Raw genomic sequence first — 19,196 nt, 5'->3', positions numbered from 1 at the left:
AGTGCCTGACGAAGGGCGCCGTCGCGGCACAGTGGCCGGGATGCGTGGGCACTTCCCGGCAGCGTGGCCGGGCCGAGAGAGGCGCAGAGATGTCGAGTGATGTCGTGGATGTGACCGTGGACTTCGCCGTTGCGAGGCAGGCGTTGTGGGAGGTGCTGCTGGAACCGCAGAGCTATCCACGACTGTGGTCCGGTATCGGAGGATGCCAGCGGTTGACCGGTACCGAGGGCGACACGAGGTGGCAGGTCCGCATCGGCGACGCGGATGTCGGCGTGCGCACCGTCGATCTGGCCTTGCGGATCGGTCGCTGGTACGAGAGCTTCGAACTGCACAACCCGGAGACGGGCAGTTTCGCGCTGATCCGGCTCGCCGGTGACCAGCAGCGAACCAGTGTGAGCGTCACCGCCTTCGCCGCGCCGCGGTTGCATCCGGCGCTGGCGCAGGCGCGCGACGCCGAGACCGTCCGGTGGATCAGGGCCGGATTGCGGCGCGCGGTCGATGTGGTGCGTGGGGCGCAGACATCGGTGGTGGGAAACGGCGACCGGGCGCCGATCCGCCGCAAGTCCGAACTCGTGCGCTGGGTGGTGAATTCCGGGCTGGTCGCGCCGCCGGTGACCTCGGCGCGGCAACTGCGGTCGTTGTACCGGTGGGGTTTCAACCTGGCGGGCGGTTACGCGGCGGGCGCCGCGCACAGCCCCGACCAGCTCGCCCTGATCGACACCGTCAGCACGGCCACATTCGCCGAAACCGACAAGCGCACCACCGCGCTCGCCGGGGCGATGTACGAGGTCGGATTGCGCGCGGGCGACGCGATCGGATTGCTCGCCGCCAACCACTGCGGCATGGTCGAGACGATGGTCGCGGCGGGCAAGCTGGGCGTGGACGTCGCGCTGCTGAACGCCGGCCTGTCGGGCAGGCGGATCGAGGAGATCGTGCAGCGCCACCGGCTCTCGGCGTTGTTCGTCGACACCGACCTCGAGCACCTCGTGCAGTATCTGCACAACGGCGTGCCGCGCTTCGTCACCGACGACCTGCCCGCGGACCCGGGCCGGATCACCATCGAGGATCTGATCGCCATGGGTAACACGACTTTTCCGGTCCCCACGGTGCCTGGGCGTCAGATCGTGCTCACGTCGGGAACCAGCGGCACACCGAAGGGCGCAAGACGACCGCATCCGAAGGGATTCGACACCCTGGTCGCGCTCCTGTCGCGAATCCCGATCCACGTGGGCAGCACGATGATGATCCCCGCGCCGCTGTTCCACACGTGGGGGCTCTCGGCACTGCAATTGAGCACCGCCGTGCGGGCCACCGTGGTGCTCGCGCAAGGATTCGATGCCGAGGAATGCCTTCGTCAGGTCGCCGAACACCGGGTGAACACCCTCATCGCGGTGCCGACCATGATCCAGCGCATGGTCGACCTGCCCGCCGCGGTGCGCGCTCGCCACGACCTGAGCAGTCTGCGCCACGTCGTCAGTTGTGGTGCTCCACTCGTCGCGGCGACCGTCGATCGCTTCCTCGAGGACTACGGTGATGTGCTCTACAACCTCTACGGTTCCACCGAGGTCTCCTGGGCGAGCGTGGCAGCGCCCGAGGACCTTCGTGCCGCCCCGACCACGGCGGGTCGCCCGCCGCTGGGGACCCGGATCGCGATCCTCGGCGCCGACAGCCAGCCGGTACCCATCGGGGTGACCGGACGGATCTTCGTCGGCAACCACATGCTGTTCGACGGCTACGTCAACGACACTCCGCCCGAGGAGGCCGACGGCATGCTGAACACCGGCGATCTGGGCTACCTCGACGCGGAGGGCCGACTGTTCGTGGCGGGACGCGACGACGAAATGATCATCTCCGGTGGCGAGAACGTCTTCCCACGGCCGGTCGAAGAGGCATTGTCGTATCTGCCGCAGGTCAGCGACGTCGCGGTGGTCGGGGTACCCGACCGTGAATTCGGTCAGCGATTGGCCGCCTTCCTCGTCAAACAGGAAGGCTCCAGCCTGGATTCGGGCATGGTGCGCACCTACATCCGCAACCGGCTCAGCCGCTTTTCGGTCCCGCGCGATGTCACTTTCCTCAACTCGCTGCCGCGCGGGGAAACCGGCAAAGTGCTCAAGCGACTGCTCGTCGACCCCGCGGGATTCCCCGACTGAACGGTGCCTTGCCTGCTTGATGAGCATAGCCATACGGGCTCATCGGCGACTCGTGGCTACAGCCCCGGACATCGTCTTCGAGGATCGGTGCGACGGCGCGGCAGAGCCGCCGCACCTCAATCGACGCACAAACGATGCATTTTGAGGAAATCGGTGTCACAATCGAGCCGTGAATGCAGAGCGAGCTGCGACCGCGGCCGGACTTCGCGGACTCTCCACCGACGACGGCTCGACGCGGTTCGCACGGTGGCTCGCGCATACCCAGCGGTCGGTCCGCGATCACGTCGACGAGTTCGTCCGGGCGCGGTGCGCGGCGGAATTGGACCCGGCGGGGTTCTCGCTGCCAGGTCGGCTGATGATCGACTTCGCCTCGGGTGGCAAGTGCGTGCGGTCGGTGTTCGTCTACCTCGGCTGGCTGTGTGGTGGCGTCGGCGAGTCCGAACCAGCGCTGCGCGCGGCCGCCAGTGTGGAACTGCTGCATGCGTTCGCGCTCGTGCAAGACGACGTGATGGACGAGTCCCGCGTCAGACGGGGACGACAGTCGACCCACCTGCGCCTGGCCGCGTGGCACACCGAGCAGGGGTTGTCGGGATCGGCGGCCCGATTCGGTGAATCCGCGGCGATCCTCGTCGCCGACCTCTACCTGGTGTGGGCCGAGCGCATGTTGCGCGAAAGCGGCGTCGGCGCCGCCGCCTTGGACCGGGCATGGCCACGCTACGACGCGATGCGCGGCGAACTGGCAGTAGGTCAGCTCGCGGACCTGTCCAACGACGCGAACCGCGTGCCGGACTTGACCGCGGTGATGGACATCGCACGCCGTAAATCCGGCAATTACACCGTGCGCCGGCCCCTGGAACTCGGTGCGGCGATGGTTGGCTGCGACGACACCGTGATGGAAGTCCTCGGCGAATACGGCGTACTGATCGGAGAAGCCTTCCAACTCCGCGACGATCTGCTCGGCATCTTCGGTGACCCCGCCACCACCGGTAAGCCTTCCGGTGACGATATCCGGGAACGCAAGGCGACCACCGTGATCGCGCTGGCCGATCAGCTCGCCGGGCCGTCGGACCGCGCGCGGCTGCGAGACCTCTGGCGGGACGAGCTGATCGACGAGCAGGGCGTCGCGCTCGCGCAGGCGGTCATCGTCGACAGCGGCGCGGGCAGGCGCGCCGAGCAGATGATCCGCGACCGAGTCGAATGTGCGCGGCGGGCTCTCGACCGCGCCGATCTCGAACCGTCGGTGGCCGAGGCGCTGCACCGAATGGCGCTGTTGTGCACCGACCGTACGTCCTGACCGGCCAACCGGCGTGCCGCCGACAAATCCGACTGGAAGGAAGAGATGCGAACGATACCGGGAAGAACCGATGAGGTCGTCGTCGTCGGGGCCGGTCTGGCTGGTCTGGCCGCAGCGCTGCACTTGGCGGGGCGCGGACGTGGCGTCACGGTGGTGGAGCGCGACTCGGTTCCCGGAGGTCGAGCCGGACGGCGCGATATCGACGGTCTTCTGCTCGACACCGGGCCGTCGGTACTCACCATGCCCGACATCGTCGCCGACACCCTTGCCGCGGTCGGGGAGAGTCTCGACTCCCGGCTGGACCTGCTGCCGGTCATCCCTGCCTACCGCGCGCACTTCGCCGACGGCAGCGGGCTGGATGTTCACAGCGACGCCGAGGCGATGGAGGAATCGGTCGCGGCATTCGCCGGGCCCGAGGAAGTGGAGGGGTATCGCCGATTGCGGGCGTGGTTGAGCGAACTGTATCGCGTCGAATTCGATCGGTTCATCGCCACGAACGCCGATTCTCCGTTCTCCCTGCTCACCCCCGCGCTCGCGCGGTTGATCGCGTTGGGCGGTTTTCGTCGCCTCGACCGGGCGGTCGGATCCTTCCTGACCGACGAACGGCTGCGGCGGGTGTTCACCTTCCAGTCCCTCTACGCGGGTGTTTCGCCACAGCGAGCCCTGGCGCTGTACGCGGTGATCTCCTACATGGACACCGTGGGCGGTGTGTACTTTCCGCGCGGCGGAATGCGTGCGCTACCGGACGCTCTGGCCGCCGCTGCCGTGGATGCCGGTGTGCGGTTCCGCTACGACGAGACCGTCCACGATCTGGAACGGAACGGTTCACGCATCACTGCTGTGTTCACCGACAAGGGACGCAGAATCCCTTGCGACGCAGTCATTTTGGCAACCGAGTTGGCCACAGCCTACGAATTGCTCGATCGTTCTCCGCGGCGTCCGATCAGCTGGCGCCCGGCACCGTCCGCGGTCGTCATGCATGTCGGCTTTCCCGCCGGCGTGCCGACCGCACATCACAACCTCGTCTTCGGTGCCGCCTGGAACCAGACCTTCGACGAACTGATCGACAGGGGAGAGTTGATGACGGACCCGTCGCTGCTGGTCACCCGGCCCACCGCGACCGACCCTGGCCTCGCACCGCACGGGCAGGACCTGTTCACCGTTCTCGCTCCGGTACCCAACCTGTACCGCGGCAAGGATCTGGACTGGGATCGCCGCGCCACCGCTTACAGCGCGGAACTCGCGGCGATCGTCGAGAACCGGTTGGTTCCGGGCTTCGTCGAGAACTCCACGATCGTGCATGTGGACACCCCCGCCGATTGGCAACGGCAAGGCATGCTGGCCGGTACCCCGTTCTCACTCGCGCATACATTCGCCCAAACCGGTCCGTTCCGTCCCGCGAACATGCCACGCGGAGCGACCAATGCGGTGCTGGCCGGCTGTGGCACCGTTCCCGGCGTCGGCGTGCCGACGGCACTGTTGTCGGGTCGTCTCGCCGCCGACCGCGTGACCGGCACCGTGACCACCTCACGGTCTTCGTCTTCCACCGCGACCAAGAGCGGACGACGATGACGCGCACCGAACTCGACGCCGCCGGTATCCGTGACGCGGGGTTGCGCGCGTCCTATCAGCGATGCCGCGAGCTCAACGCCCGGCACGGGCGCACATTCTTCCTCGCCACCCGGCTGCTCGCGCCCGCCCAGCGCCCCGCGATCCACGCGCTCTACGGTTTCGCCCGATGGGCGGACGACATCGTCGACGAGCCACCGACCGGCGACGCCACCGGTTCCGCGGCGGCACGCCTGGACGCGGTGGCCCAGACCATGCGCGACAGTCTTCGCGGTACCCACGACGACGACCCGATCCTTGCCGCGCTCGCCGATACCGCCGCCAGATACGGGATCGAGCACTCGCTGTTCGACGATTTCCTCGACTCGATGCGGATGGATCTGACGGTGACCGACTACCCGGATCGGGCCGCGCTGGATCGCTATATTTACGGTTCGGCAGCGGTGATCGGCCTGCAAGTACTGCCGGTACTCGGCACCACCGGCCCCCGATCCGATGCCGCTCCCTACGCGGCGGCGCTGGGAAAGGCCTTCCAGCTCACCAACTTCCTTCGCGACGTCGCCGAAGACCTCGACCGTGGCCGGGTGTATCTGCCTGCCGACGAACTGGCTGCTTTCGGTGTGGACCGCGCCCGCTTGCAGTGGTGCCGGACCCATCGGCGCACCGACTCCAAGGTGCGGTCGGCGCTGGCCGCTCAACACGCCGTTGCCCGAGACTGGTACCGGTTCGCCGATGCCGGAATCGCCTTGCTGCACCCGGTGTCGCGACCGTGCGTCGCCACCGCGGCCGTCTTGTATTCGGAGATTCTCGACCGGATCGAACAGAGCGAGTTCGCGGTGTTCACCGCGCGGGCGACTGTGAGCACCGCGCGCCGGACTCGCGTCGCCGGTTCGGCGCTGGCTCGCGCGTTGTGGGCGCGCCGGGGCAGCCGGGCACGGTCGCTGACCCCCGCTGAAAGCTGACGTGATCGAGCCTGAAGTATCGACAGCCCGGCCGTGGAGCCCTTACCCAGGGGATGGCGCGGCGGTGCGTTCGGCAGTACTCGTGATATTTCGGACCATGCCCCCGAAAACGGCGCTGTGGAACGGGGTGATCGCCTTCCAATACAGGTGTCCAGCAAGCCCGTGCGGGTGAAAGATCGCGCGTTGCCGGTAGCGAGAACCTCCGTGCGCGGCGGGTTCGACGCCGAGCTCGAGCCACGCCAGGCCGGGGACTCGCATCTCGGCGCGCAGACGCAGCAGGTGTGGTCGGTCGATATGTTCGACGCGCCACCAGTCCAATGCTTCGCCGGAATGCAGGCGCCGCGGGTGTTTGCGGCCACGGCGGAGTCCGACCCCGCCGGTCAGCCGGTCGATCCAGCCGCGTAGCGACCAGGCAAGCGGGAAGGAATACCAGCCGTTCTCACCGCCGATGGATTCGATCACCGCCCATACCGTGTCCGGATCCGCGGAGGTGTGATGCTCGCGAACATCCTCATAGAGGGAGCCGCCGGACCAGTCCGGATCGGTGGGTAGGGGATCGGAAGGTGCGCCGTAGGTACTGGCATCGGACCAACGGGTGGGCACCTCGGCGTTGCGGATGCGGGTCAGCGCCAGCTCTACAGCACATCCGTACCGGGTGAGGCCCTCCGGGGGATCCGGGATGTATGCGGCGATGTCGTGCTCGCCACAGACGACCTCGTGGACGAGCGACTCGATGAGCGGCACGGCCAGCGCACGGGGCACCGGGGTCACCAAATTGACCCACTGCGCGGACAGCCATGGCGTGAGCACCGGAACCGGCAGCACCACTCGACGATTCAGCCCGGCCACGACGGCATATTCGCGCATCATGGTCAAGTAGGTCATCACGTCGGGTCCGCCGATATCGAAGGCGCGGTTGACCTCGGCGGGCAAGTCCGCGGCACGCACCAGGTAATACAGAACGTCTCGAACAGCGATCGGCTGAATCCTGTTGTGAACCCACCGCGGGGTGACCATCGCGGGCAGGCGTTCGGACAGATACCGCAGCATCTCGAAACTTGCCGACCCGGAACCGATGATCACCGCCGCACGCAACTCCACAGTGGGAACACCGGATGCACGCAGGATCTCGCCGACCTCCGCACGGGAGGCCAGGTGGCGAGACAGTTCGGTGTGTGGCGGGACGATCCCGCCGAGATAGACGATGCGCCCGACCCCGGCCGACAACGCGGCCGCCCCGACGATGCGCGCGGCTGCACGATCGATATCGGCGAAGTCGCGGCGGGTCAGCGAGTGCACCAGGTAGTAGACGACTTCCTGACCGGCCACCGCCGCGCGCACCTGGTCGCCGTCGGTGACATCTCCCTCGACCACCTCGACCCGATCGAGCCACGGCACTTCGGCCAGTTTCGCCGGTGTCCGGGCGACCACCCGCACATCATGACCGGCCTGGAGCAATTCGGGTACCAACCGCCCACCGATGTAACCGGTCACCCCGAAGACCACACACCGCATGCTCGTTCAGCCTTCCGTGATATCGGGTCGGGCAGCGTGGCCCGGTAGGCCCTCGGTACGTCGAGCCTCCTTCATCTCGGCCTCGTAGACGTGGGTGCGGCCGCCCACCAGCCGGTCACGAACTGTCCGCTCGAGCTCGCGAAACACCGCGTAGTAACCCTCGTCGTACTCTTCGACGACCTGGAAGGTCCAGCGACCCGCCAGCACGTTGCGGCCGATCAGTTCGGTCGACAGCCGATCGGCGAGTTGGTGGTGGCCTGCCACGCGAAGCATGTCGGCTGCTTCTCCGAGCGCGAGATCGGCTCCGCCGGTGAGTTGGTGGAACTCGTAGAGGTGTCCACGCGCGCGTTCCGTCGTCTCCAGCGCCTCCGACAACTTGCCGACCGCGGCGACAGTTTCGTCGCTGATACCGCTGGGCCGCCGGTGGCGGTCGGCCGCTCGGCCGTTGTCGGGCTGGTTCTCGTTCGCACTCATCGCCCAGCTAGGGCTTGGGGCGATCGACGTCGCCACGCCACGCTCCCGTTTCCGATCCACGGCCTTCGATGAAGTCCTTGAAGCGGCGCATGTCCCCCTTGATGCGGCGATCGAGCACACCTGTTTTGTCCGCGATGTTCTCGACGAAGCCCTCCGGGTCGATGTCCATCTGCACGGTGACCCGGGTCGTCGAGTCATCGATGCGGTGAAAGGTGACTACGCCGGCATGCTCAGGACCCTCGTCGGACTTCCAGGCGATGCGTTCCTCGGGATGCTGCTCGGTGATGGTGGCATCGAACGTCCGGGTCGCCCCGGCGATGTCGACGGTCCATCGGGTATGGGTGTCGTCAAGCTGTTCGATCCGGTCCACACCGTGCATGAACTGCGGAAACGATTCGAACTGGGTCCACTGGTTGTAGGCGGTCGCCACCGGCACCTGCACGTCGACAGCTTCGATAACAGTGCTCATCCTCGGCCTCCTCGGGTTGAACTCGGACAGTCAGCGGCCGAATGCCCACTCGATCCGATTTCACACCGATTGATGCAGATTCGCTTCAAATTGGCACATGCTCCCGCGCTGTTCGCCGACGGCGCCGACGCCGAAGCGCGCCGGATCCGCCACCGGCACCGCGCGAGTCATCGTCTGCGGCGCCGACAAGGCCGCCGGCTTGCAATCGGCGTCATGACAGAGCCACTGACATCTCGGCGGGGACTGGTCGGGCGTGCGGGCCGGTGGTCCGCCCCTGCCTATGCTGAGGCTTCGTCGTAGGCGGCGATGATCTCGCTGGCGATGCGGCCGCGGGTGGAGACGGTGTGGCCGTTCTCGATGGCCCAGGCCCTGATGGCCGCGAGGTCGGTGCGACGACCTGTCTGGGCGGCGGGGGTCGCGGTGGCGTGTCGGCGGGTGTTGCTGGTTTTGGCGCGGCCGATTCGCCGGGCGTAGGGAATCCATTGTTCGAAGGTGTCGCGCAGTTTGGTGGCGTTGGTTTCGGACAGGTCGATCTCGTAGGTGTGTCCGTCGATGCCGAAGGTGACGGTTTCTTCGGCGGTGGATGTGCCGTCGAAGTCGTCGACGAGGGTGACAACGACCTTGCGCGCCATATGGATTCCTGTCAGTTGTGTATGCGGGTTCGGTTCGGCGATGGCCAGGGTAGTAGCACTCGGTGCGGGTCGTTCATGCGGACCGTGCGATCCACTTGTCCGGTCGAGGCTGCGCGGATCCGTGACTGTGTTCGAGGCAGCGGGCGCCTGGCCGTGTCGGGGCGAGCGCGACCGACGGAGGGGCGGCGGCCTGCCGTGGGGTGTGCCCCGCTGCCGTCACCACGCAGTGAATGTTGACATTGCTAACACGGTTTTTTAAGCTGCTCGCGCTGCACGGATCTCGTGTGTCCGATGAGCTGTTGTCTCGAGCTGATCTTTCGCCTTCCAGGGAACGGACCAACATATGCCTGCCACAGGCGAATTCGACCTCGTGCTCGTCGGTGCTACGGGATTCACCGGAGGTTTGACCGCCGAGTACCTCGCCGCTCGGTTGCCGAGCGGTGCTCGCTGGGCATTGGCGGGAAGGAACCCGGACAAACTCGCGGCCGTCTTGGCGCGGCTCGCTGTGATCGACTCCGCCGCTGCCGAGCCCGCATTGCTCCACGCCGACACGTCGGACCCGAATTCGCTTCGGGCGGTCGCGGAGTCGGCACGGGTCGTCGTGACGACCGTCGGACCGTATCTGGAACACGGGGAGCCGCTGGTCGCCGCATGTGCCGCAGCGGGCACCGATTATGTCGATCTGACCGGGGAACCCGAATTCATCGATCGGATGTATCTGGCCCACCATGCCGGAGCTGTCGCGACGGGGGCACGACTGGTTCATGCCTGCGGATTCGATTCCGTTCCCCACGACCTCGGCGTCCTGTTCACCGTGCAGCAGCTCCCGAAGGACGTGCCGCTGACGGTGCGCGGCGTAGTGCGCAGTAACGCGATGATCTCCGGTGGAACCTTGCATTCGGCGCTCGGACAGCTGTCCCGACTCCGGAAAATGCGACAGGCCGCCGTCGAACGCGGTCGAGTCGAGTCGCGAACAGACGGCTCGCAGGCGCGTATCCGAACCGGCGTTCCGCGTCGTGAAGCCGCCCTGGCGGCCTGGTTGCTTCCCCTGCCGACCGTCGATCCGCAGGTCGTGCGCCGATCGGCTGTGGCGCGGCCCGACTACGGACCCGCCTTCACCTACTCCCACTATGCGGGGATCAAGAGCCCGATTGTGATGGCAGGCTCCGTCATCGGCGTCGGTGCGGCGGCGGTCGCCGTTCAGCTTCCGTTTCTGAGACGGGTCATCGGCGAGCGGATTCCTCGTGGCAGCGGGCCCTCGGAGTCGAGACGTGCCCGTTCGTGGTTCACTGTCGACTTCATCGGGGAGGGCGGCGGTGTGCGGACGCACACGCAGGTTCGCGGGGGCGACCCCGGTTATGGCGAGACCGCGAAGATGCTCGCGGAGTCAGCGATGTGTCTGGCCTTCGACGACAATCCACCGACCGCGGGGCAGGTCACCACGGCGGCCGCGATGGGTGAGAATCTGCTGCGGCGGCTGGTCGGTGCGGGTATCTCCTTCTCCGTGGTGAATGCGGATCAGCCATTGGTGGGCTGATGATCGGTTCGGCTCGTCAAGTCGGTCGGGCGATCCGTGATGCGCGGTCCGGTCGCGGAATATCGTTGCGTGAGTTGGCCTCTCGCATCGAGGTGAGCGCGGCCACTGTCAGTGCGATCGAGAACGGCAAGACGCGTGTCGATGTCGAACGGCTGCACGCGATAGCCGCCGCCTTGGATACCGAAGTCGCGGAGCTGCTGGAACGTCTCGAGGGCCCGGGCGGTGGTGAGGTGTCAGTGATCCCTGTCGTGTCGAGCCCTCCGGTCGATCGCGACGGGCGTTCCTGGCGGATGTTCGGACCCGTGCGGCTGGATCCGGTGCTGCGGGCGGCGATCGAGGACTTCGTCGAGAAGGGGTATCACGGTTCGACGATGCGCTCGATCGCTCTGCGGGCGCGGATGAGTGTGCCGGGGGTATACCACCACTACCGCAGCAAACAACATCTGCTCGTGGCGTGTTTGGACGTCACGATGAACGAGCTCTTCGTGCGGGTGACGGCGGCTCGCGAGGAGGGGGATGATCCGGTCGCGCGGGTGGCGTTCATGGTCGAGGCGCTGGCGCTGTTCCACATGTACCGGCGGAAGCTCGCCTTGATCGGCGCCAGCGAGATGCGAAGTTTCGAGCCGGCCAACCGCAGACGGATCAGCGCGCTGCGCAACGATTTACAGCACCTGATCGATGACGAGATCGCCGAGGGCGTCCGCCGCGGCGTGTTCTCGGTCGACAGTCCCCGCCATGCGGGGCGGGCGATTTCGACGATGTGCACGTCGTTGTCGCAGTGGTACCGCGAGAGCGGCCCGGCCGGACCCGAGCAGATCGCCCGCGACTACGCGCGTTTCGCACTCGGGCTGCTCGGGTCGGGTGCCCGCGACAGCTGACGGTGGCCCGCCACGATGTGGCCGATGCTGTCGACACGACCGGGCGCCCACAGCGAGCACCCCGTCGCGTCACGGTGATCAAAGGCTCCGATGCTTCGTCACCTCGACCCGGCTGGAACCCGAAACTTGTGCGGCACTGGTGTTCCGGGTGATCGCGTACCCGAAGAGCGCAGCGATGACATACATCAGCACCGAGTAGACAGCGGCCGGGATCGCGGCCTCGGCGCTGTCGAGGACACTCAGGGCGATGGTCATCGCCACGGCGGTGTTGTGGATCCCGACTTCCATCGATACCGCGATCGCCTGCGGCTGGGCGAGCTGGAGCAGGCGCGCGCCGGCGTATCCGAGTGTCAGGCTGCACAGGCAGAAGATGGCGGTGACAAGCCCGACCTGACGTGCGTAGTCGGCGATGTTGTCGCGTTCGGCCACCAGCGCCCCGACCGAGACCAGGGCCAGCACGGCGACGGAAAAGATCCTGACCGGTCGATCCGCCCGGGCGGCGAGGGTGGGCGAGAAGCGGCGGGTGATCATGCCGATCACTACCGGCGCCAGCACGATCGCGATCACCTGGATCACTTTGCTCAGCTGCAGCCCGACCTCGCCGTCCGCGCCGAAATAGCCGATGGCGAAGTTGGTGATCACCGGGACGGTGACCGCGGCCAGGACGGCGTTGATCGCAGTGAGTGTGATGTTGAGGGCGACGTCGCCACGAAACAGATGGCTGTAGAGGTTGGCGGTCGTGCCGCCGGGGGAGGCCGCGAGCAGCATCATTCCGATGGCGAGCAGCGGGTCGAGATCGAAAACCATGATCAGACCGAACGCCATCGCGGGGAGGACGAGAAGCTGAAGAGCCAACGCGATGAACACCGCCCGTGGCGACTGTGCGATCCGGTGGAAATCGCCGACGGTCAGGGTGAGCCCCAACCCGAACATGATGATGGCGAGTGCGCTCGGCAACCCGATCGTGATCAGGGCAGATGATTCCATTGACTACTCTCGATTCGGGGAACGAACGCATTCGATTTACGCGCGGTTCGACTGAACGCGGCCGGCGGATTACGTCGGAATTCTTCCACGCCGCAATGTAATTGCCGCTAACATGGCTGTCAACCGTGACTTCGGCTCAGGCGAGGCCCAGGGGCGGTCGGCTCGGAGTCTCCGGCCGGAGATGGGACGGCCGTCGGGGGCGGGAGGATCCGGTTCGGCCGAACGGAGGGCATAAGGCCTGCGTAGTGGCTGTGTTGACACTGCTAACATCTGCGGTTATCGTCGGTGGTCCGCAACGAGTGAGCAAGGGAGCTACGCCGATGTCAGCGACGAAGCGCACATCCGTCGAGGTCGACCTCGGTGGTCGCCGGGTCGAGGTGCCGAAGGGCGGACTGTACGACCGGTACCGCATGAATACCGATTTGGACGAAATCGGCCGCGACCCACGTGTCAGCAGCACCGACTTCTTCCGGCGGCTTCCCAAGAAAAAGGTCGAATCGCCGATCGGTGAAACTCTGACGCCGAATTTCTATTACCGGATGTCGAGCACACGGCTCACCATGCTCGCCAGATCCCGGAACATCCGTTCCCGGCTTCCCGAGGGGCTTGCCCCGCTCGAGGTGGTGCCCGGGATCGGTTTCGTCTCGGTCGTGTTCTTCCGGTACGACGTCTGTGACATCGACTTCTACACCGAGGTCGCGGTGGCCGTCGGCGTCAGGCCGGCCCGCCACGGCGGCGGCCCGGGGGTCATCGACCTCCTGGCGGGCCTCGGCAACGATCATCTCCACAACTACGTGCTCGCACTGCCGGTGAGCTCGCAGATCGCCCAGGTACGCGGTCACGACGGTTACGGTTTCCCCAAGTGGGTGACCGAAATCGATGTCGACATCGACGCGACCGGCACCACGGCACGGGTGGCCAATGATGACGGCGGAGTAGACCTGGCGGTGTCGGCCCCGACGCCGAGCCAGAAGCTGTACGGCAGTGGCGAGCGTGTGTCGACGTTGACCTCGTACACCTCGATCGGCGGTGCGTGGCATGCGACGCAGACCCAGATCAATATGCTCGCGGGCGGTTCGGCGAGCCTGCCTCGTGGGATCGACCTGCAGCTCGGTCACGGCCGACTCTCCGATGACCTCCGGGCGCTCGACCCCATCAAGACCGTGCGCCTCGATGTCATCACGGAGGGGCAGGTCGCCTTGCATATGCCGATCCCGACATCGATACCGACCAGCTGACTCATCGTCGTTGCGGCACAGTTCGGTTACTCGAACGACCGACCTGTGCCGCACCGATGCGGGGCGGCGAGGAGTGATTTCCGCGTCGTCGTTACCGGATGGAGCTGGACGCTACTCGAGTGTGGGCGAATCCGACGGAATTCGGGTACTCGGCGCACGGAATTTGCGGCGGTATTCCGCCGGTGTCAAACCTGTCGAGCGGCGGACGAGTTTCCGCAGAGTGGACGGGTCGGTGTAGCCGACCGATTGTGCGATTCGTTCCAATGTGTGGTCGGTGACGGCGAGATCGTGCACGACCCGTTCCAAACGCGCGCTCTGAAGATATTCGGTGACCGACATCGCAGTGGCTTTCGAGAATCGCCGCTGTAATGTGCGCGGGTGCAAGCTGACCGAGCGAGCGAGGTCTTCGATCGACAGTGGGCGGTCCAATTCTGCCTGAATTCTTTCCTGGACGCGGAGCACTGCGTCGTCGTCGTGTTCATTCGACGGCATGATTTCCATATACGGGATCTGTTGTCGGCGAGGCGAATCGGCGATCAGGAATCGAGATGTACGCAGCATGACATTCGGACCCCAGAGGGTCTCCACCAAGGACAGCCCGAGATCTACCCACGCCATGATTCCGGCGGCGGTGATGATGTCACCGTCATCGATCACCATGCGGGTGGCATCGAGTTCCACAGCGGGAAAGCGACGAGCGAACTGATCGGCGAAAGCCCAATGCGTCGTCGCAGGTCGGCGGTCCAACACGCCGGTCTCCGCGAGTACGAAAACCCCGGCACACAGGGCCCCGAGGACGGCTCCCTCGGCTCTGAGCCCGAGAGCCCAGCGGCGGAGCGCGTCCGCCGAGCGCATACGCGCCGGCTCCACGAGGCTGGGTGGAAAGATCACATGGGTGGGACGATGCGCGGTCCCTGGCAGCGAGTCGTAGGAGCAGATGACGTCGTGCTCGTCGAGTCGCCAATGACTCACTCGCACATGTACGTTCGTATTTCCCAGGATCTCTGCCTGTTCGCCGGCGACTCGAAACACATCGGTCAGCCCGAATATCGCCGTCATCTGACACTGGGGATAAGCGACGAGCGCAATTTCGGCGTCGATCGGTGTCGTGTCGCGATCGGCCCACAATGTGTCGTCTGCGCCCATGGTCACATGTTAGCGAAAGGCCTAACGTGGGTCGTGTGCATTGACCCGAACGTGGCGTCGACCACGATGCCTCGACCGACCGGAGAGGAAAATGATGTCGAATACGGATTCGCCGATCACCCCTTACCTCGAGGACGCGGCTCGCGAGCTGACCGAGGCCACGGACCCGCATCCTCGAATTTATGAGGTGCCGCCCGAAGAAGGCCGCAAAATCCTGTCGGATCTGCAAAGCGACCAGAGCGTGCCTCGCCCCGAGGTCGACGAGGAGTGGGTGGAGGTCGACGCCGGCCAGTGGGGGACGGTACGTACCCGCATCATTCGACCCAAAGGTGCGCAAGGCCCGCTGCCGGTCGTGTTCTACATCCACGGCGCGGGATGGGTTTTCGGCGACGAACACACCCACGATCGGCTGTTCCGTGAGCTGACTGTCGGTGCGGGTGCCGCCGGTGTCTTCCCGGTCTACGATCGGGCGCCGGAGAAGAAGTATCCCACGCAGGTCGAGCAGAACTACGCCGTCGGCCAATGGCTGCTCGCCCACGGTGCCGAGCACGGACTGGACACCTCCCGCGTCGCCGTGACCGGAGAATCCGTCGGCGGGTGCATGTCGGCGGTGTTCGCGCTGATGAACAAGGACCGCGGTGGCATCGACCTCAAGGCGCAGGTGCTGCTCTATCCGGTGACCGCCGCGGATTTCGACACCCCGTCCTACCACCAGTTCGCCGAGCACTACTACCTGACCCGTGACGGCATGAAGTGGTTCTGGGACGCCTACACCACCGACCCGGATGCGCGCCGCGAGCCCTACGCCTCGCCGTTGGAAGCCGGTGTGGAGCAGTTGCGCGGTCTGCCACCCACTTTGGTGATCACCGCCGAGGCCGATGTGCTGCGCGATGGCGGCGAACTGTTGACCAACAAACTGCGTGAGGCCGGGGTAGAAGTCACCGGTGTCCGGATCAGCGGCACCGTGCACGACTTCCTGCTGCTCGACAGCCTGCGCGACACACCCGCGACCAACGTGGCGCGCAAACTGGCGATCGACGCGCTGCGTGAGGCCCTCCACGACGACTGAGATCCTCGGCCCACCGGACGGGCACGACACGATCGCCGCGGCGGTCGGCGGAAAGCTGTTGTGCCCGCTCGATGGGTGACACTTGTCCGGCCTGCCCGGAGAGGACCGGCGGCACGGCCAGCGGCCCCGGCGACAACACATGAAGGAAGATCACGCATGACCAAGCGCATCTTGAATGTCGTCACCAACGTCGGCGACTTCGACGATCCCGCACATCCGACCGGATTGTGGTTGTCCGAACTCACCCATGCCTGGCACGTGTTCGAAGAACACGGCTTCGAGCAAACCCTCGTCAGCCCGGCGGGTGGTCCCTGCCCCCTGGAACCGCGGTCGCTGAAATTCCCGAACTTCGACAAGACCGCCAAAGCCTGGCATGCCGATTCGGCCCGGATGGCGTTGCTGGAGAACACCGCTCATCCCGACGAGATCGACTCCGCCGACTACGACGCCATCTACTTCACCGGCGGTCACGCGGTGATGTACGACTTCCCCGACAATGCGGGTCTGCAGCGCATCACCCGGGAGATCTACGAACGCGGCGACATCGTCTCCTCGGTGTGTCACGGCTACTGCGGCCTGCTCAACACCACCCTGTCCGACGGAACCCTCCTCGTCGCAGGCAAGAAACTCACCGGCTTCGCCTGGCAGGAAGAAGTCCTGGCCCGGGTGGACAAGCTCGTTCCTTACAACGCCGAAGCGGAGATGAAAAAGCGTGGCGCCCGGTACGAGAAGGGCAAATTGCCGTTCCTGTCCTATGCCGTGGTCGACGGCAACCTGGTGACCGGTCAGAACCCTGGCTCGGCCAAGGAGACCGCGAAGAAGGTCGCCGCTCTGCTCTAGGTGCCGGCAGCCCGGGCGCCGAAGCGGGGTCGTGCCCGACCCCGCTTCGTGGCGTTCAGATCTGGGCCGCGGCGGCCCGTCCCGCTGCCCGCCCGGAAAAGATGCAGCCGCCGAGGAAGGTTCCTTCCAGCGAGTTGTAGCCGTGCACCCCGCCACCGCCGAAACCTGCCGCCTCGCCTGCGGCGAACAGTCCGGGAATAGGGTTGCCTGCGAGGTCGAGGGCGCGCGAGTCGAGGTCGGTTTGGATACCGCCGAGGGACTTTCGGGTCAGTACATGCAGTTTGACGCCGACGAGCGGACCGGCGGCGGGGTCGAGCAGGCGATGCGGCGCGCTGGTGCGCATGATGCGGTCACCGAGGTAGCGGCGCGAGTTGTGGATGCCCTGGATCTGGGCGTCCTTGCTGAAAGCGTTGTCCACCTGGAGGTCTCGGTCGCGGATCTGCTCACGAATGCCGACCGGGCTGAGTAGCGGTTCGTCGGTGAGGCTGTTCATCTTCTCGACGAGGTCGTCGAGGGTGTCGGCGACCACGAAGTCGGCGCCGTGCTGTTTGAACGCTTCGACGGGGGCTGCCGCTTGTCGGCCGAAGAGTCGTTCGCGCACAAGCGCTTTGCGGTTGCGGTGAGTGATGTCGGGGTTCTGCTCGGATCCCGACAGCGCGAATTCCTTGGCGACGATCCGCTGGGTGGTGATGAACCAGGAGTGGTCGTACGGGGCGATTTCCGGTGTGGTGCGCAGATATCGGAGCGTTCCGAGGGTGTCGTAGCCGGGTAGATACGGTGCGGGCAGGCGCCGGCCCAACGCGTCGAGCCACATCGAGGACGGTCCGGGCAGGATGCGGATGGCGTGACCCGGCCAGATCGGGTTCCAGTTCTGAATACCTTCGGTGTAGTGCCACATACGGTCGCGGTTGACCAGGCGAACCCCGGCCTCGGCGGCGATGTCGAGCATGCGGCCGTCGACGTGGGCGGGCACGCCGGTGATCATCCGTGCCGGGGGAGTGCCCAACCGTGTGGGCCAGTGCCTGCGGACGTGCTCGTGGTTGCCGCCGATGCCGCCGGTGGCCAGCACGACCGCTGGCGCCGACAGGCAGAAGTCGCCGACGACCTCACGGTTGGAGGGCTCACCCCGTGCGCTGGTGTCCTCGGCCAGGATCGCTCCCTGGACCCCGGTGACAGCACCGTCGGTGAAGACCAGTTCGTCGACGCGATGGCGATGGCGGAAAGTGACCCTTCCCGCGTCGGCAGCGCGCAGCGCCGACTCGGTGAACGGGGCGACGACACCGGTGCCGGTGCCCCAGGTGATATGGAAGCGGGGCACCGAGTTGCCGTGTCCGTTCGCGGTCAGGTCGCCGCGTTCGGCCCACCCGACCGAGGGCAGGAAGCTGATGCCGAGGTCGGCGAGGTAGCCGCGCTTGTCGCCGGCGGCGAACTCGACATAGGCCCGTGCCCATCTCTGCGCCCAGCTGTCTTCGTCGTGGAGCCGGTCGAAGCCCGCGCTGCCCGACCAGTCCCGCCAAGCCAGTTCGAGGGAGTCGCGCACGCCGAGACGCCGCTGTTCGGGGCTGTCGACCAGGAACAACCCGCCGAAGGACCAGAACGCCTGACCGCCCAGATTCGCCGCGTTCTCCTGATCTATGACGAGCACACGCTTACCCGCACGGGTGAGCTCGTGGGTAGCGACGAGACCGGCCAGGCCGGCTCCGACCACGATGACATCGGCGTCCATGTAGCACCTGTTTCCTTCAGTTCACAGCATTGGATGCACAAATGTATCCGATACATTTGTGAATCGTGTGCCTGTTGTAGCGTATTGCCGGTGAGCACCGTCGATTCGGCCAAGCCCGCACGGGTGACCAAACGTCGCGCCCAGACCCGGACGCGGCTGCTCGACGCGGCGTTCTCGGTGTTCGCCGACAAGGGTTTCGGGCAGGTCCGCATCGATGACGTCTGCGCGGCGGCCGGCTACACCCGTGGTGCCTTCTACTCCCAGTTCGACAGCCTGGAAGAGCTGTTCTTCGAGCTCTACGATCAGCGGGCGAGCCTGATCGTCGAGCAGGTCCGCTCCTCGCTGGCGGCCGTGGCGGACTCGGCCGACCTGGACGCGTTCGTCGACCAGCTGTCCGCCACGCTGCTCCTGGATCGCCGGTGGCTATTGGTGAAGACCGACTTCCTCACCCATGCCGCCCGCCGACCCGAGGTCGCGGCCCGATTGCTCGGGCATCGCGCGCAATTGCGTGCTGCGATCGAACACAAGCTCGAAGGCGCCGCGCTGCCCGTTCCTCCGGGAATGGGGTCGATCGCGGACGCCGCACGGGCGGTCGTCGCGGCCTACGACGGCGTGACCGTGCAGCTGCTGCTCGACGGTGATCAAGTCGCCGCTCGGCATTGGCTGGCCGGGTTGATCGCTCAGCTCGGGCTGTCCGGGCGCTGACTTCC

General features: G+C 66.2%; 17 protein-coding genes. 10 read left to right on the top strand and 7 right to left on the bottom strand.

All coding sequences use genetic code 11. The features are described 5' to 3' along the window. The first annotated feature begins 89 nt into the window (after nucleotides 1-89). From AB0I35_RS17565 to AB0I35_RS17550, 4 genes are all read left to right on the top strand, one after another. Nucleotides 90-2,150, top strand: a complete 2,061-nt coding sequence (locus tag AB0I35_RS17565; protein ID WP_357397095.1) for an AMP-binding protein — start codon at nucleotides 90-92, stop codon at nucleotides 2,148-2,150. 169 nt (nucleotides 2,151-2,319) lie between these two features. Beyond that, nucleotides 2,320-3,444: a polyprenyl synthetase family protein gene (locus AB0I35_RS17560; protein WP_357397093.1), complete on the top strand. Its 1,125-nt coding sequence runs from the start codon at nucleotides 2,320-2,322 to the stop codon at nucleotides 3,442-3,444. A gap of 45 nt (nucleotides 3,445-3,489) precedes the next feature. After that, entirely contained in the window at nucleotides 3,490-5,016 is a 1,527-nt protein-coding gene (crtI, locus tag AB0I35_RS17555) for a phytoene desaturase family protein (protein ID WP_357397092.1), read from the top strand. Next, a complete protein-coding gene (locus AB0I35_RS17550) occupies nucleotides 5,013-5,975 on the top strand; it encodes a phytoene/squalene synthase family protein (protein WP_357397091.1) in 963 nt (320 codons plus the stop codon). Before crtI ends, AB0I35_RS17550 begins: the two co-directional genes overlap by 4 nt. A 42-nt stretch (nucleotides 5,976-6,017) precedes the next feature. Here the strand turns inward: AB0I35_RS17550 and AB0I35_RS17545 are convergent, their stop codons facing one another. From AB0I35_RS17545 to AB0I35_RS17530, 4 genes are all read right to left on the bottom strand, one after another. Beyond that, nucleotides 6,018-7,490: an SDR family oxidoreductase gene (locus AB0I35_RS17545; RefSeq protein WP_357397090.1), complete on the bottom strand. Its 1,473-nt coding sequence runs from the start codon at nucleotides 7,488-7,490 to the stop codon at nucleotides 6,018-6,020. A 6-nt stretch (nucleotides 7,491-7,496) separates the two neighbouring features. Then, nucleotides 7,497-7,964, bottom strand: coding sequence for a hypothetical protein (locus tag AB0I35_RS17540; protein WP_357397088.1), 468 nt, complete (start codon nucleotides 7,962-7,964; stop codon nucleotides 7,497-7,499). 7 nt (nucleotides 7,965-7,971) lie between these two features. Further along, nucleotides 7,972-8,433, bottom strand: a complete 462-nt coding sequence (locus tag AB0I35_RS17535) for an SRPBCC family protein (protein WP_357144593.1) — start codon at nucleotides 8,431-8,433, stop codon at nucleotides 7,972-7,974. Nucleotides 8,434-8,711: 278 nt separating this feature from the next. Beyond that, complete coding sequence (locus AB0I35_RS17530) at nucleotides 8,712-9,065, bottom strand: Lsr2 family protein (RefSeq protein WP_357397087.1); 354 nt, start codon at nucleotides 9,063-9,065, stop codon at nucleotides 8,712-8,714. Nucleotides 9,066-9,408: 343 nt separating this feature from the next. On the opposite strand from AB0I35_RS17530, the gene AB0I35_RS17525 reads away from it, so the two are divergent. Next, the gene (locus AB0I35_RS17525; RefSeq protein ID WP_357397085.1) at nucleotides 9,409-10,602 is read left to right on the top strand and encodes a saccharopine dehydrogenase NADP-binding domain-containing protein; all 1,194 of its coding nucleotides are present in this window, start codon (nucleotides 9,409-9,411) and stop codon (nucleotides 10,600-10,602) included. Next, a complete protein-coding gene (locus tag AB0I35_RS17520) occupies nucleotides 10,602-11,480 on the top strand; it encodes a TetR family transcriptional regulator (RefSeq protein WP_357397084.1) in 879 nt (292 codons plus the stop codon). The genes AB0I35_RS17525 and AB0I35_RS17520 overlap by 1 nt, the downstream gene beginning before the upstream one ends. 78 nt (nucleotides 11,481-11,558) lie before the next feature. Here AB0I35_RS17520 and AB0I35_RS17515 read toward each other — a convergent pair whose 3' ends face one another. Continuing rightward, a complete protein-coding gene (locus AB0I35_RS17515; RefSeq protein WP_357397082.1) occupies nucleotides 11,559-12,467 on the bottom strand; it encodes a bile acid:sodium symporter family protein in 909 nt (302 codons plus the stop codon). Between the two features lie 320 nt (nucleotides 12,468-12,787). On the opposite strand from AB0I35_RS17515, the gene AB0I35_RS17510 reads away from it, so the two are divergent. After that, entirely contained in the window at nucleotides 12,788-13,705 is a 918-nt protein-coding gene (locus AB0I35_RS17510; RefSeq protein WP_357397081.1) for an acetoacetate decarboxylase family protein, read from the top strand. A 111-nt stretch (nucleotides 13,706-13,816) separates the two neighbouring features. Here AB0I35_RS17510 and AB0I35_RS17505 read toward each other — a convergent pair whose 3' ends face one another. Continuing rightward, complete coding sequence (locus AB0I35_RS17505; RefSeq protein WP_357397080.1) at nucleotides 13,817-14,683, bottom strand: helix-turn-helix domain-containing protein; 867 nt, start codon at nucleotides 14,681-14,683, stop codon at nucleotides 13,817-13,819. 262 nt (nucleotides 14,684-14,945) lie between these two features. Here AB0I35_RS17505 and AB0I35_RS17500 point away from each other — a divergent pair, with 262 nt between their 5' ends. Together AB0I35_RS17500 and AB0I35_RS17495 are read left to right on the top strand one after the other, a co-directional pair. Continuing rightward, entirely contained in the window at nucleotides 14,946-15,920 is a 975-nt protein-coding gene (locus tag AB0I35_RS17500; protein ID WP_357397364.1) for an alpha/beta hydrolase, read from the top strand. A 156-nt stretch (nucleotides 15,921-16,076) separates the two neighbouring features. Then, nucleotides 16,077-16,760, top strand: a complete 684-nt coding sequence (locus tag AB0I35_RS17495) for a type 1 glutamine amidotransferase domain-containing protein (RefSeq protein WP_357397078.1) — start codon at nucleotides 16,077-16,079, stop codon at nucleotides 16,758-16,760. 55 nt (nucleotides 16,761-16,815) lie between these two features. Here AB0I35_RS17495 and AB0I35_RS17490 read toward each other — a convergent pair whose 3' ends face one another. Next, nucleotides 16,816-18,486, bottom strand: coding sequence for an FAD-binding dehydrogenase (locus tag AB0I35_RS17490; protein ID WP_357397077.1), 1,671 nt, complete (start codon nucleotides 18,484-18,486; stop codon nucleotides 16,816-16,818). A gap of 90 nt (nucleotides 18,487-18,576) precedes the next feature. Here AB0I35_RS17490 and AB0I35_RS17485 point away from each other — a divergent pair, with 90 nt between their 5' ends. Then, entirely contained in the window at nucleotides 18,577-19,191 is a 615-nt protein-coding gene (locus tag AB0I35_RS17485; RefSeq protein WP_357397076.1) for a TetR family transcriptional regulator, read from the top strand. The last annotated feature ends 5 nt before the right edge of the window (nucleotides 19,192-19,196 follow it).

It is taken from the genome of Nocardia sp. NPDC050378, assembly GCF_040655675.1.
In the GTDB taxonomy this organism is placed as follows: domain Bacteria; phylum Actinomycetota; class Actinomycetes; order Mycobacteriales; family Mycobacteriaceae; genus Nocardia; species Nocardia coubleae.
Note: the sequence above shows the minus strand (reverse complement) of the source record. Positions and strands in the feature narration are given on the sequence as shown.